Source organism: Syntrophomonas sp. DTU019, assembly GCA_913757435.1.
Taxonomy (GTDB): domain Bacteria; phylum Bacillota; class Syntrophomonadia; order Syntrophomonadales; family Syntrophomonadaceae; genus DTU019.
Genome location: CAJYDM010000004.1, coordinates 280,556 through 295,424 on the forward strand (window position 1 = coordinate 280,556; position 14,869 = coordinate 295,424).

11 protein-coding genes are annotated in these 14,869 nt (G+C 41.7%); 5 read left to right on the forward strand and 6 right to left on the reverse strand.

Annotation, left to right across the window (positions count from 1 at the left end; genetic code table 11):
* Positions 1-14: 14 nt before the first annotated feature.
* Positions 15-1,172, reverse strand: coding sequence for a TraB/GumN family protein (locus tag AC15IQ_RS11895; protein ID WP_483179369.1), 1,158 nt, complete (start codon positions 1,170-1,172; stop codon positions 15-17).
* A gap of 165 nt (positions 1,173-1,337) precedes the next feature.
* Positions 1,338-2,219 (reverse strand): PhzF family phenazine biosynthesis protein, encoded by an 882-nt coding sequence (locus AC15IQ_RS11900; protein WP_483179370.1) that lies wholly within the window; start codon positions 2,217-2,219, stop codon positions 1,338-1,340.
* A 459-nt stretch (positions 2,220-2,678) separates the two neighbouring features.
* Here AC15IQ_RS11900 and AC15IQ_RS11905 point away from each other — a divergent pair, with 459 nt between their 5' ends.
* A complete protein-coding gene (locus AC15IQ_RS11905; RefSeq protein ID WP_483179371.1) occupies positions 2,679-3,392 on the forward strand; it encodes an SDR family NAD(P)-dependent oxidoreductase in 714 nt (237 codons plus the stop codon).
* Positions 3,393-3,766: 374 nt separating this feature from the next.
* On the opposite strand, the gene AC15IQ_RS11910 is transcribed toward AC15IQ_RS11905, so the two are convergent.
* From AC15IQ_RS11910 to AC15IQ_RS11925, 4 genes are all read right to left on the reverse strand, one after another.
* Positions 3,767-5,419 carry a DUF4368 domain-containing protein gene (locus tag AC15IQ_RS11910; protein ID WP_483179372.1) on the reverse strand — a complete coding sequence of 551 codons (1,653 nt, stop codon included), beginning with the start codon at positions 5,417-5,419 and terminating at the stop codon, positions 3,767-3,769.
* 57 nt (positions 5,420-5,476) lie between these two features.
* Positions 5,477-5,680 (reverse strand): transposon-encoded TnpW family protein, encoded by a 204-nt coding sequence (locus AC15IQ_RS11915; protein WP_024833073.1) that lies wholly within the window; start codon positions 5,678-5,680, stop codon positions 5,477-5,479.
* Positions 5,681-5,755: 75 nt separating this feature from the next.
* Positions 5,756-6,655 (reverse strand): phage major capsid protein, encoded by a 900-nt coding sequence (locus tag AC15IQ_RS11920; protein WP_483179373.1) that lies wholly within the window; start codon positions 6,653-6,655, stop codon positions 5,756-5,758.
* Positions 6,656-6,929: 274 nt separating this feature from the next.
* On the reverse strand, positions 6,930-9,239 hold the full coding sequence (locus AC15IQ_RS11925) for a phage/plasmid primase, P4 family (protein WP_483179374.1): 2,310 nt from the start codon (positions 9,237-9,239) through the stop codon (positions 6,930-6,932).
* 649 nt (positions 9,240-9,888) lie between these two features.
* Here AC15IQ_RS11925 and AC15IQ_RS11930 point away from each other — a divergent pair.
* From AC15IQ_RS11930 to AC15IQ_RS11945, 4 genes are all read left to right on the forward strand, one after another.
* Positions 9,889-10,110, forward strand: a complete 222-nt coding sequence (locus tag AC15IQ_RS11930; protein WP_024822623.1) for a helix-turn-helix domain-containing protein — start codon at positions 9,889-9,891, stop codon at positions 10,108-10,110.
* Between the two features lie 4 nt (positions 10,111-10,114).
* Complete coding sequence (locus AC15IQ_RS11935) at positions 10,115-11,683, forward strand: type I restriction-modification system subunit M (protein ID WP_483179375.1); 1,569 nt, start codon at positions 10,115-10,117, stop codon at positions 11,681-11,683.
* Entirely contained in the window at positions 11,680-12,840 is a 1,161-nt protein-coding gene (locus AC15IQ_RS11940; RefSeq protein WP_483179376.1) for a restriction endonuclease subunit S, read from the forward strand. The genes AC15IQ_RS11935 and AC15IQ_RS11940 overlap by 4 nt, the downstream gene beginning before the upstream one ends.
* Positions 12,837-14,869: type I restriction endonuclease subunit R (locus AC15IQ_RS11945; RefSeq protein WP_483179377.1), on the forward strand; the 2,033-nt coding region annotated here is incomplete at its 3' end. The genes AC15IQ_RS11940 and AC15IQ_RS11945, both read left to right, overlap by 4 nt.

The window sequence follows — 14,869 nt, forward strand, 5'->3', positions numbered from 1 at the left end:
GGCTCATTTCACCTTTAAAAAAGCTTTTTAATAATGTCCGCCCCGGCGATGATTGTGCCCGTGGACGCTCCCAGATTGGCCATGAATATTACCAAAATGGTGCGCAGCAGCCGGTTGCGGTAGAAACCCCGCAAACTGAATATGTCCTGGGAAACATTCTGTAAATCGTTGACGGTGGGCTTTTTAATGGTAGCTTCCACCAAGCCGGTAAACCAGCCGACGGCCAAAACCGGATTTATGGTGGTAAACGGAGCCGCTACAAGGGAGGTGAGTATACTGAGCGGATGCCCCAGGGACAAGGCGGTGAATAGAGCCGCCAAGACGCCTGTCCATAATACCCAGGTGGACAATTGCTGCAGACCGGTCTCTATGTTGGCGATAAAAGCGTAGCCCAGGAGCATCACCAGGGCACCTGGAATAATCCACCCGGCCAGCTGGGAAAACCGGCTGGTGGGAGGGACCGAGGAGATCTTGGCGATATCCTGAGTTTTGAAGATTTCCTGGGCCACACCGGGTACATGAGCGCCTCCCAATATGGCAACGATTTTTGGCCCCGGGGCGTTTTTGATATTGTGAGCCAGATATTGATCCCGCTCGCTGAGGAGGATTTCCCCGACCTGGGGAAGCTTTTCACGCATGCCGCTTATCAGCGACTCCAGCATATCTTTTTGCATTAAATCCTGCAGATCCTGTTCAGAGATGTCCTCATCTTCATCCATTGCGAAGAACAGGCTGGCAAACAGTTTGGCCTTTTCCCCCAGGCTCATTTTGCGCCAGATGCGCAGGAAGGTGGTTTGAATGCTGCGATCCGCCAGGACCAATTCGGCGCCGGTTTCTTTAGCGCTTTTAATTCCCTGTCTCATTTCTCCCCCGACTGGGGTATCAAGCTTTTTGGCCAGCATTTTTTGATAGGAACTGAGGAAAAGGTTCACAGCCAGAAAGCCGACCCTTTTCGATTTAATGACCTTGACCAGATCGGTATTCTGCCACGCTTGCGGATTTTGCATGCTTTGATAGCGCTCTTCATCAAGCTCGATGCAAACACTGTCCGGCCGCTCAGCTTCGATGACCTGTTTTACAAGCAGTCTGCTCTCTTTGGACACATGGGCCGTCGCCACGAGAATGATTTCTTTATCCTGGTACTGTAAACGGGTGATATTGCTTTCAGTCACTTATTTCTCACCATCCTGTAATTCAAGTATATACCTTGCAAGTCTCACAGCCCGTTCTTAATCCCCAGGTATATATTGCCTGTGGCGAAGCGTGCTAGCTTAGCAAACAAAGTAGCAAACAAAGGACGTTCTTTTTGTTGGCTTCTTTTTGGCTTCAAATAAGCTTTATGACATAAAATATTGGCCTGCGATGCGGAGGGCGGCACTTCCGCCGAACAGCACCTTATCCCCGTTTTTCATAAGACTAACCGCATTGAAAACTATGTTGTCCCCGCCCTGCTCAACCTTGGTCGGGGTGCCATCCCACAGCTTATATCGCAGCATATAATTAGCAAAAGCGCTGTTGCCGGATCCAGTGGCAGGATCCTCCAGATAACCAAATTTTGCTGCCAACACCCTGGTATGAGCACAGCAGTCTGGAGAACTGGTCTGCATACAGAAAATCAGTATGATGTCTATGCCATGACCTAGACAGAATTCCTTCACCCGCTCCAGCTCTGGATAAACTGACACTTCAGTGTCAAATTCAGCTATAGGGACAATCAGTGTTCTGAGACCTGCGTCTATAAAGGCAAGCGGAAGATCGCTGCAGATCGCCTCGGGGGCAAGTCCCAGCATATCTGCAATCGCCTCCCGTGAAACCGTTGTCTGCAGCCACTGTGCCTGGGGGGCTGTGATATAAACGGCATCATCAGTGTCGATACGGTTATAGACGGTAAGCAAGCCCTTTTTGTTCGTCTCTATAGTAATTTCGCTTTTACTGCGCAGCTTATCATTGCTTCGCATGATATCATACACGGTGGCTACTGTGCCATGACCGCAGAAGTCCACCTCGCATTCAGAAGAAAAATAGGTGAGCTTCAGATCCGCCAGGTCGGAGTTAGAACAGAATACTACCTCGGATACGAAGCCTTTATGTTCCTGTGCTATGGCAAGCATTTCGTTCTCTGTCAGTTGTAAAGGACCGGTCAGCAAATAGGCAGCAGGATTACCCATGGATTTTCCTGAAGTAAAAGCGTCAACTTTTCTATATGTAAACTTTTTCATTATCAACAACATCTCCTGTCTCATATAGTGTACCTCAACAGGGCAGTTTTTTCAGAACACTCTTTATAGATGTGGCCTTCAGGGAAGGCACGGGTCGGTTCTTCTCGATTGTGCCCTGGGGCATTTCTTTTTACTTGGCGCCGGCTTTCTTGGATGGCCCTCCATTATGCTCTATTCATGAATCTTATAGCATTTTCCTGCTCAGTGAAAATCATCGGTCGTTTGGATTCAAATCTCATCACAAGTTTCCCGGCATGCAATACCGTCTATAAAACTCCCCTGGCCTGTACTCGGTTTCGAAAAACAAAACCAGGCAGAAGAAGCATCGCACCGCTCATGACGTTATAATATAAAACAGAATATTTATAGGTGCAATTACATGAACTGAGCTGCCCAACATCATGAATACCAAAAAGATAATCAATCCATATAAAAACAAATACATGAGGAGTGGAGCTTATGGAGTTTAAAGACAAAATTGTGGTGGTGACAGGCGGTGCTTCCGGCATCGGGAAAAGTATTGTAAGTGAATTCCTTAAAGCCGGAGCCAGGGTGTGCATCATCGATAAAAAAGAGAATCCGTATTTTACCGGTGATCTAGCCGACGAAGACGTGCTCCGGGCCTTTGCCGATAAAGTGATCGCAGAGCACGGACGGATAGACTGCTTGATCAATAATGCCATGCTCAGCAAAGGAGGCTTGAAGGACTGCGGCTACCAGGACTTCAATTATGTATTGCGGGTGGGCATCAGTGCGCCTTACCTGCTGACCAAGCTGTTTATGGAGCATTTCGGCCCAGGGGCAAGCATTGTCAACATATCTTCTTCGCGGGATAGAATGAGCCAACCCAACACAGAAAGCTATTCGGCCGCCAAAGGAGGAATCGCTGCCCTGACCCATGCCATGGCGGTAAGCCTGGCCGGTAAGGTAAGAGTCAATTCCATCTCACCTGGTTGGATCGATACTGATTTCAAATTGTACAGCGGTTCAGATGCCTTACAGCATCCCGCAGGCCGGGTGGGCCATCCGCTGGATATTGCCCACATGGTGCTTTATCTTTGCAGTGAAAAAGCGGGATTTATAACCGGGGAAAATATTTGTATTGACGGGGGAATGACCAGGCAGATGGTTTACCACGGTGACTTTGGCTGGACTTTGAAAAGTGAAAACTAGCATGGGTGGAACTGCTCCCATTACTAGATCGCCCTTGCTGTCCCGGTCATCCAGGGCCAAAGCAATAAACCAGCAACCACCTTCTCCAGCATTTGTGGAGTGGGTAAAGGCAGGACTAGCAGCCCTTAGAAATCCATAATCACGCTAGAAATCTATTGGTAAAATCTCCAAAGAGCAAAAATCAGTGTGGGCAACAGTACTGGCAACATTATCACAAGTCGCTGGTGAGTAGAATCGCTTCAATTTGAATATTGTAATAGCGCGAATAAAAAAGAGGCCAAAAAAGAACGTCCCTTAGGAGCGGTCAGATAGGGATTTATAATTCCTGAAAAATTCGACATAGTCGTAGATTTGCGGCTATGCCGTTTTTTCGTTTAGTTTGGTAAGTCGATAGCGCCAATGCAGTTATAGAAAATTTGAATCCGCTGGGTTCTGCGGCCATCTACCTTTTCAGCCTTGAATACTATAATTTTGTCAATGAACTCTCGGATAATCTCTGCATCCAATTCTGTAATTTCTGTGTACTTTTTAACCAGTGCCAAAAAGCGGTCGGTATTGAGGGACTGTTCATTTGCTGTATCAATGGTATGTTTTAATTTGGTTATCCTTTCTTCCAGCGCCTTCTGCTCGGCTTCATATTCAGCCGACATCTTGTAAAAACGCTCTTCGGGAATTTTGCCCATCACATTATCCTCATATAGCTTTCGAATGATTTTGTCTATGTCAGCAATGCGAGTCTGTGCTTGTTCATACTCCTTTTGACTTTGGCGGAGTTCTTTGGCAAGTTCCTTTTCTGAATTATTCATAACTATACGGATGAATTCCTGTTCATGGTCTTTGGCAAAGGAGGTTACACGTCTTAAGTCTTCTAGCAAAAGCTGTTCCACTACAACATTACGTATCTGATGTGAACTGCACATACCCTTTTTCTTGCGGTAAGTCGCACAAACGAAATATTCCTTATCGTGTGTCCATCCCTTGCCTCTAACCTGATACAGCTTTGCACCACAGTCGGCACAAAACATCATGCCAGAAAGCATTCCCATTTCACCTAATCGTGATGGTCTTCGCTTGCCATCTCTGATTTTCTGCACTGTTTCCCAAGTCCCCTCATCAATAATTGCTTCATGGGTATTTTTGAAAACCAGCCAATCTTCTGGATTGTTCATTATCTTGACTTTGCTCTTATATGACTTTTTAGAAGTCTTGAAATTCACCGTGTGACCTAGATATTCCATTTTAGCCAAAATATCTGCTACAGTACGAGCTGACCAAGCATATGGGTTTTCAGGTGGTCTTGCTGGAGTGTTAATACCCATTTTGCGAAGATGAACCGTAGGTGTATCAATGCATCGCTTTTCAAGTTGTTTTGCTATCTGCGTGGGTCCAAAACCAGCCATGCACAGTCGGAAAATATCTCTGACCACCTCGGCGGCTTTCTCATCTATAATCCAGTGCAACTTATCTTCAGGGTCTTTAATATAACCGTAAGGCGGATTGGTGCAGAGTGGCTTACCGGACTGTCCCTTGGATTTGAACACAGCACGGATTTTCTTGCTAGTATCCTTAGCGTACCATTCATTAATAATGTTAAGAAACGGTGTAAAGTCACTGTCTGCTTGGTTTGCACTATCAATACCGTTGTTAATAGCAATGAATCGTACATCTGCTTCAGGAAACATAATCTCGGTATAATATCCTACTTTAAGGTAATCCCTGCCGAATCGGGACATATCCTTAATGATAATCGTTCCGATTCTACCGGACTCTACATCTGCAATCATGCGGTTAAAGTCTGGTCTATCAAAAGTTGTACCGCTGACCCCATCATCCACATAAAATTCGATGTTACGAAAACCGTTGTCCTCAGCATATTTCTTTAGAATTGCCTTCTGGTTTACTATACTGTTGCTGTCCCCTGCAAGCTCATCATCACGGGAAAGCCTGCAGTAAAGAGCAGTAATTTTCGCTTCTTCAAATGCTATTGTTGATTTAAGTATAGTGCTAAATGTTGACTGCCTATTCATTTTTCTCCTCCATTTCCGACAGTCTTCAAGCGGTTTAGCACTATGTATATTACCGTACTACCTTGAAGAAGTCGAGTTGATTTCCGTAGGTTTATATGAACTATCTGATAACTTTGAAAGGCTTTTTGCGTTGACCGTAATCAGTCGTTTCAGCTTGGAATATGCACTTTCCTTTGCTGAATCACTTACTCGTGATTCCACCACATAGACCGTACCTCCGATATCGGATTTGGTTGTGCGGCTGTTACTTTGATTCTCCATATCGTGACCTCCTGTCCGATGTTTTGAAGGGACTGGCACTGAGCCGAATTGATTACCCAGTGCCTAATCCATTATTTAAGCTTTTATTTGTAATATTTTCAGAGCATCCGGTTGAATTAGCTTGCCATCCAATCTCTCGTAAGCAGAAAATCCAATTTGCCCCTGCAATGCATATAACTCACTTAATTTTTTTATCGTTATTGGTTGACGTTCAATCAGCCAGTAGTATGATAAATCTCCAAATACAATGCTTTTAGCTCCTGCTGATACTGTAGGCATATATGGAGAGGTAACTACAGGCTTTCCGAAGATGGTGTTGTCTGAAGAATTCCACAGATAACTGCCGCTTGTATCCTTAAGGGTTCTAAGAAGCATGGCTGTATTATCGTGCATAATAAACACAGCGTTATTGCGATATTCATCTTTTAATGAAAAATACAGAGAGATAATCTCATCAAAAGAGATGGTACTATTGTCTGCTGTAGTTACATCTGCGTCTGCCGTAAGTATACCTGTTGGCTGAGTTGTGCCATTTCCATTAAGCAATGCATTTTCCTCAGCCTTGCCAAAACGCTTCGCAAAATCACCAATCAGATATTTTTCAAGATTAAAGTTCATATCGGTGACGAATGAGCGGTTTAGCTTGACAAGAGATGCCAGCTTGTATGATTTCACCAGAAACTGTGTAAATGTATCGGCACTTTCGGGGATTGGATCTCCGTCTTCAACCCAATCTGCTGTCCCTGTTGAGGATACCGCTTGAATTTTACCTTCTGCAGAAGATAGATTGATAACAGTAGCAAATCTGCGGAGTATATTCTCCTTTGCCAAAGCAGTGTTAAAGCCTTCTCGGAACTCGTCTGGTGCGACATAGGCTCCTGCATTATCAAAACCCTCTCTTAGATTTTGATTATTTTCTTCTTTTCCTTTCATAACATTCCAAAACGCTCTATTATAAGTTGTTGATGTTGCCATAATCGTTTACCTCCTAAATTAAAATTGATTGTGGGGTATATACCCCGTTTGAAACCGCGTTTTTTTACGCGTTGCCCTACGCCCGTTGTCCAGATGAAAAGGTGTGGAGATTTGACCTCCCCTAGGGGGTAGGTATCAACACATTAAGTTGTATCCAGTGGTTTTAGTGGTATTAAGCTTTGTAGCAAGATGTAGCAGGTAAAAACTAAACTCTCTATACGAGAGCGATTTTTTATATAACCTGTTTTTCTTGCTACAAGCTGCTACACTGTGTTTAAATAAGAAAAAATTCTTCTTCTGTCAGCTTATATCCGATAAGCATTGTGGTCATTCCACCACCAGAACGTGGTCGTTTCCGTTCTACACGGGCGATAGCTGTTAATGCTTGTTTGAAGTTTCTTGCATTCTCCGAATAACATCCATTGGCACTACACCAACGCTGATACCGGGCATACACTTCGGATGTCCGCACCTCACTATTAGGACTTTCCTCCAAGGCATCCTCGAAAAATAATGCTATTTTATCGCTGTCACGCTTATAAGCCTCTGTTGCTGTCTTAACGGAATCAGGTAAAGTCAAGCCTTCTTTCTTTAACAGCTGATAGCCTTCAATTAGCCAGTTGAGGATAGCACTTTGATTCTTTGGTTTGGCGAATTCACGTTTTAAGTTTTTATCCTGCTCGCTTTCATCAAAGTGTCGTTCAAAAGGGATGATTACCACTCTGCCACTGGAAAACAGTGTCATATCCGTAATAACGGGCAGATAATTGGTGTTGATATACAGCTTAAACTTTGGCGAAAAGTCAAAAGAATTCTCATGTAGAAACCTTGCGTTGATGGTGTCACCACCCGTCATGCTTTTTACCTGTGCAGCATTTAGGACAAGTCCTCTGCTAGGTTCGGAGATATTCACAAAGCGTACTCCTGCAAGCCGGGCAATATCTTCACTTGGACTTGAACTGTTATTGTTCTTTTTCAGACTGATAGTCTCCGGCCTTGCGGTACAGCCATAACTGCCTAATACCTTAAGAATGCTCTCACATAGCGTACCTTTACCGTTTCGAGTTGTAGCACCATAGAGAACAAACAGGCATTCATACCGAGTGTCTCCGCTGATACTGTAACCAAAGGCTTTCTGGAGGAATTTTGCCTTTTCCTCATCTCCGCTCATAATCTCATAAATAAATCTATCCCATCGCTCACTTTTTGCTTCTGGATCATATTTAACGCCAGATATCTTTGTAAGTCTGTCCTCGCTGTTGTGGGGATGAAAATCCATGGATGTTAAAAACAATGTTCCATTGGCACAGTTGAGTACCTGCGGGTCTTGGTCGAATTCAGCCATTGATATGGGATATACACTCTGTGCATCTTTAAGTACCGTTTCTCGGTATCTTCTTGACTGCCACTTTCGGCAATAGTCAATGTATGCCTTTCTTTGATGTTCATCCTGAATAGTCAAAGCATAGGTTAGCAGTTGATTAGCCAATGATTTACACATTTCCATCACTTTGAGATTACCAATATCGGGAGTCCATATGCCGTTTTCATAGCAAAACCACATCTTCCTTTCGGGAACATAGCGGGCAAAAGATTTATAATAATCAGCAAACAGCCTGCTTGCCCCAATATCTGTCCAAGGGTAACGCTCATTGTTTTCAGTCTTTAAATTAGCAAGGGAATATTCCCCCTGTAAAAAATCTTCTGTGGCTGAGGAACGCTTGCCGCCCGGTTTGTATACCTCAGTGACACTTGCGATAGCTTTTTGTATGGTTATCATTCCATAAGTACTGCCGGACTGCGGTCTATTCCATTTATCCCGCATTAGTCCACTTTTCCGGAAAAGTCTGTCTATCTGTCCAATATCCCTGCCACACCAAAATGCCAGCATACCGCAAAGTGCCAAATCAGCTTCACTGGCAGAAGCATAGCCTGACGTATCTCCTTGCCATAATGCTTTGAACCTTTCTCCATTTGCCGATTTTAAAGCCTTCTCAATAACAGACTTGTCAGACAGATAGGATTGACTTTCTGTATCCAGAAGTTGCTTTACAGTGGTAGGACGTAGCATATACTTGTCTAGTATCATCTGAAGCTCATTCGATTTCTCCGGTATATCACCATCTGCAAATACATTGCCTGTTACGGTAACAAAGCGGTTTGTTGCCCCTGATACATAGACCTCAACTCCTAGCTTTCTGTTGTTGATATAGTATTTTGTTTTGTCAAAGGTAAAGCCTGTGGCCTTAAAGAAAATATGAAGCCCTCTCCCAGACGGACTGTGTTCCATATAGCAACCACTAAAAGCCTCTACAACATTTTGGGCAACAGGCTTAAGCTTACCACCACTATCAAAGCAATCATCTAAGTCGATAACACATATGTCATTACCCACCAAAAATCCGATACCATCATAATCACTTATAGCAGCTACCGCCGAACTAAAATCTTTAAATGTACCACGTTGATTTGGTTTTGCCCTTTTTCTCGTTACTGGGTTATAGGGAACTTTGGTTTTTCTACCACTTCGCTCTTCATATTTCCAACAGCAAAACTGTGGCTTAATTTTGAGTATCTGTGGCAAGTTATCATATTGTGGTTTCAGTTATTTCACCTCCTTGCCTGTTAAAAATGACCCGAAACGCTACTGTTCCAGAGGGTTTGCCTTGTTTGACACAACCTCGTTATCTTTCAAGGAATACGCTCGGAATTATCGTCATGGCATATTCACCTTGAAGTATCTCTTGCATTTCGGGGTATTCAGTTGTCAAGGAGCAGTGAGAGAAAAACTATGCTTTCATTGGGGGATTATTTTTCCTCTCACCTTATAGCCTTGGTAGAGCACATTAGTTGAGGATTTTCTAAAAATATTTTTCTTCCTCATCTATAAGCGAAGAATTCTATTGATTCGAACCCCTTAAAATAAAAAACCAGCCTGTCTATTTGCCAGAAAAGACGGCTGTAATGCATATGCTTTTGCTCAAATTTGAGCGAAAGTGGCATTAAATTTAAGAAGGCTGAATGTTATAACTTTGCCTTTGGTTTTACAAATAGACTTAAAGACTTTTTTGTCTAAAAGTATTTATTTGAATAAAAGAGAAAAATGAAAGGCATACACAACTATCATTATCTTTGTTAACATTGTAAAATTACTTCACAAACACAGAATTATCATGTTATTTTTGAAGAAAATGTGCTATAATGGAAAAAACATATATAAAGAGGTGACCAAGATGACCGTTAGCTATAAAAAGCTTTGGAAATTGTTGATAGACCGCGATATGAAGAAGAAAGATTTGCAAGCTGCTGCGGGAATAAGTCCATCGTCAATTTCAAAGCTTTCTAAAAACGAATATGTCAGTATGGATGTTCTTGTAAAGGTTTGTACGGCACTTGGCGTTGATTTTAAAGATATCATGGAATTAGTGCCTAATATGGTTGAAGAAAGGAAGTAGAGTTATGGAAAACAACAGAAAAGAACAGGAACGGGCGGAATTACACCGCACGATATGGAATATGGCAAATGATCTAAGAGGCAGTGTAGATGGATGGGACTTTAAGCAATATGTTCTAGGAATGCTGTTTTACCGCTACATATCTGAAAATATTACTGCCTATATTAACGCCGGAGAATGGGAAGCTGGCAATACGGAATTTGATTATGCCAAGCTATCCGACGAAGAAGCAGAACAGGCACGAGAGGATTTAGTTAAGACAAAAGGCTTCTTTATTTTACCCAGCGAACTTTTTGAAAATGTCCGAGCTCGTGCAAAGGACGATGAAAACTTAAATGAAACACTGGAACAGGTTTTCAGTAATATAGAAGCATCTGCCCAAGGAACAGAGAGTGAAGATAATTTCAAAGGTCTGTTTGACGATATTGATGTTAACAGCAATAAGCTAGGTAACACTGTAGTAAAGCGTAATGAAAAGCTGGTTAAGCTAATGAATTCTGTTGGAGAAATGAAGCTGGGAGATTACAAAGACAATACCATAGATGCATTCGGTGATGCTTATGAATTTTTAATGGGTATGTATGCATCCAATGCAGGAAAAAGTGGTGGTGAATACTATACGCCGCAGGAGGTTTCTGAACTCCTTACCCACTTAACATTAGTAGGAAAAACTGAAGTCAACAAGGTATATGACCCCGCCTGCGGTTCTGGCTCTCTACTGCTAAAGTTTGCAAAAATCTTAGGAAAAGAAAATGTACGTCAGGGTTTTTTTGGTCAAGAAATCAACATTACAACCTACAACCTGTGCAGAATTAATATGTTCCTGCACGATATTGATTATGACAAATTTGATATTGCCCTTGGGGACACACTAACAGATCCGCAACATTGGGATGATGAGCCTTTTGAAGCCATTGTATCAAATCCACCTTACTCTATTAAATGGAAGGGCGATAATGATCCTATTTTGATTAATGACCCTCGTTTTTCTCCAGCGGGAGTATTGGCTCCTAAATCTAAGGCAGACCTTGCTTTTATTATGCATAGTCTTTCTTGGCTTGCAACAAACGGAACAGCGGCTATCGTTTGTTTCCCCGGTGTAATGTACCGCGGAGGCGCTGAAAAGAAAATCAGGCAGTACCTGATTGATAATAACTATATCGACTGTATCATTCAGTTACCGGATAACTTGTTTTATGGTACCAGCATTGCTACCTGCATTATGGTGCTGAAGAAGTCTAAATCAGAAAATAGCACCTTATTTATCGATGCATCAAAGGAATTTGTCAAGGTTACGAATAACAACAAACTAACACAGGAAAATTTTGAGACCATTCTTAACGCATTCAAAGATAGAAAAGATATTGAGCATTTTGCTAGGCTTGTGCCAAACAGCGAAATTGCTGAACAAGATTATAACCTGTCTGTTTCAACATATGTGGAACAAGAGGATACGAGAGAAAAGATTGATATTGTTGCCCTCAATGCTGAAATAGAAAAGATTGTGGCGAGAGAGCAGATTTTAAGGGAAGAAATAGATAAGATTATTGCAGAAATTGAGGTGGGCGAATGAGTAAGTTAGATGAATTGATTGCTGAACTTTGCCCTGATGGGGTGGAATATAAAAAATTAAAAGAAGTTGCATCTGTTTCTATTGGAGAATTTGTCCATAAAAATAAACAGAACCCAAATGGAGTATATCCTGTTTATAATGGGGGAACTTCAAATACAGGTTTTTATGATGAATTTAATAGAACAGCTAATAAAATAATTATTAGTGCAAGAGGTGCAAATGCTGGCTTTGTTAATCGTGTATTTGTAGATTTTTGGGCTGGTAATAGCTGTTACACTATATCAGTAGAAGAGAAATATCTTGATTGGAATTTCACTTATTATGTTTTAAAGAGTAGTGAAAATAATTTAATAAATCAACAACAAAAAGGTGGTATCCCAGCAGTATCAAAAAAACAAGTAGAGGAATTTTATATCCCCATCCCCCCTCTACCTGTTCAGCAGGAAATTGTCCGTATTCTGGACAATTTCACAGAGCTTACAGCAGAGCTTACAGCAGAGCTTACAGCAGAGCTTACAGCAAGAAGAAAGCAGTATGAGTATTATAGGGATTTGCTGTTGACGTTTGTTGATAATCCTGATGTCAAGTGGATGACTTTAGGAGAAGTTACTAGGTATGCAAAAAGTCGTATAGAAGCTAGGGAACTAAATGCGGAGACATATGTTGGTGTGGACAACCTTCTCCCTGATAAGATGGGAAAGACAATATCAAACTATGTGCCATTAGAAGGTCGTTTAATAAAATATGATATTGGAGACATACTCATAGGTAATATTCGCCCATATCTAAAAAAAATATGGTTAGCAACGGATGTAGGTGGAACAAATGGAGATGTTCTTGTTATACGCATAAATGATAGAAAAGCTGTTTTACCAAAGTATTTATATTTTGTGCTTTCATCAGATAACTTTTTTGTATATAATATGCAACATTCTAAAGGCGCAAAAATGCCTCGTGGAGATAAAACTGCAATTATGAAATATCCAATCCCTGTCCCTCCCCTCGAAGAACAAGAACGTATCGTCACTATCCTCGATCGCTTTGACGCTCTTTGTAACGACTTAACCAGCGGTATTCCTGCTGAAATCGAAGCACGGCAAAAGCAATATGAATATTACAGGGATAAGCTGTTATCTTTTAAGGAGGTGACGGCATGAGTATATACAACATCGTTGCAAGTACTGATGAAGCAACAGTTGTTGCCGAATACGCAGCTGAATATAATGTCCGTCCTGAAAAGTATCAGAGCGAGGCAGAACTTGAGCGGGAGTTTATCAGGCAACTAACTTCCCAAGGATATGAATATATTTCAGTGCACAATGAAGCTGCATTGATAGAAAATCTTCGAAAGCAACTTGAGCTTCTTAATGATTTTACATTTACTGATAGCGAATGGGATAGGTTTTTCGCAGAATGTATTGCCAATACAAATGAGGGTATAGTTGAAAAAACCAGAAAAATTCAAGATGACCATATCCAGATTCTAAAACGTGAAGATGGAACAACAAAGAACATATACCTTTTGGATAAAAAGAATATCCATAACAATCGTTTGCAAGTTATTAATCAATATGAAGAAGCAGGCGGCAAGCATGAAACCCGATATGATGTAACAATCCTTGTAAATGGACTTCCGCTGGTTCATGTGGAGTTAAAGAGGCGCGGTGTTGCTATCCGAGAAGCCTTCAACCAGATAAAAAGATACCAGCGTGACAGTTTTTGGGCGGCTTCTGGTTTATTTGAGTATGTGCAGGTATTTGTAATCTCCAATGGCACCCATACAAAGTATTATAGCAACACCACAAGAAATGCTCATATCAAGGAACAAAGTAGCAGTGAACGTCGAAGAAGCAAAAAAACGAGTAATAGCTTTGAGTTTACCAGCTTTTGGGCAGATGCAAACAACAAAATTATTCCTGATCTTGTGGACTTTACTAAAACATTTTTTGCCAAACATACCCTCTTAAATATTCTAACAAAATATTGTATTTTCACATCTGAAGACCTGCTCCTTGTAATGCGTCCTTATCAAATAGCTGCTGCGGAACGTATCTTATCACGTATTGTAGTATCAACCAACTACAAGAAGATGGGCACAACTGCAGCTGGAGGATATATTTGGCATACAACAGGCTCTGGTAAGACATTGACCAGTTTTAAGACAGCCCAATTAGCTTCTGCCTTGCCTTACATAGACAAGGTGCTGTTTGTTGTTGACCGTAAAGATCTGGACTATCAGACCATGAAGGAATATGACCGTTTTGAAAAGGGAGCAGCTAACGGTAATACGTCCACAAGAGTTCTTCAAAGACAATTGGAAGACAGGGACGAAAAAGGAAATCCTCATGAATACAAAATCATTGTAACCACTATTCAGAAGCTGGATATATTTATACGTAAAAACAAACAGCATGATATTTATAAGAAACACGTGGTACTGATTTTTGATGAGTGCCACCGTTCCCAATTTGGTGAAATGCATCAAGCTATCACGAAGAGTTTTAAGAACTACCATATCTTCGGCTTTACGGGAACCCCGATTTTTGCTGCCAATGCCAGTTCAGGAGGTAACCCACTGCTTCGCACAACCGAGCAGGCTTTTGGAGAAAAACTGCATACTTATACCATTGTGGATGCCATCAATGATGGGAATGTTCTGCCTTTTAGAATAGATTTTATCAATACCATTAAGATGCCTGATTACGTTAATGATAAAAAAGTCTATAGCATAGATAGAGAAAAAGCCTTAGCAGATCCACAGCGAATCAGTGAAATTGTTTCTTACGTTCTTGAACACTTTGATCAGAAGACAAAGCGCAATAGTTATTACACATTCTCCGCGAAATGGGAAGAAGCAGATAAGCACAACCCTAAAAAGATGATTGAAAAGCGTGAAACAAGGCGAGTTGCCGGTTTCAACTCCATATTTGCTGCTGCATCCATCCCAATGGCAATCAGATACTATAATGAGTTTAAGAAGCAGATAGCACAAAAGAACCGTAACCTTACCATTGCAACTATTTTCAGTTTTAGTGCAAATGAGGAGGAGCCAGATGGACTGTTGCCTGAAGAGGATTTTAATATGGAAAACCTTGACCAGAGCTCCAGAGATTTTCTTGAGGCGGCTATCCGAGATTACAATTCCACATTTAGTACAAATTACGATACTTCCTCGGATAAGTTCCA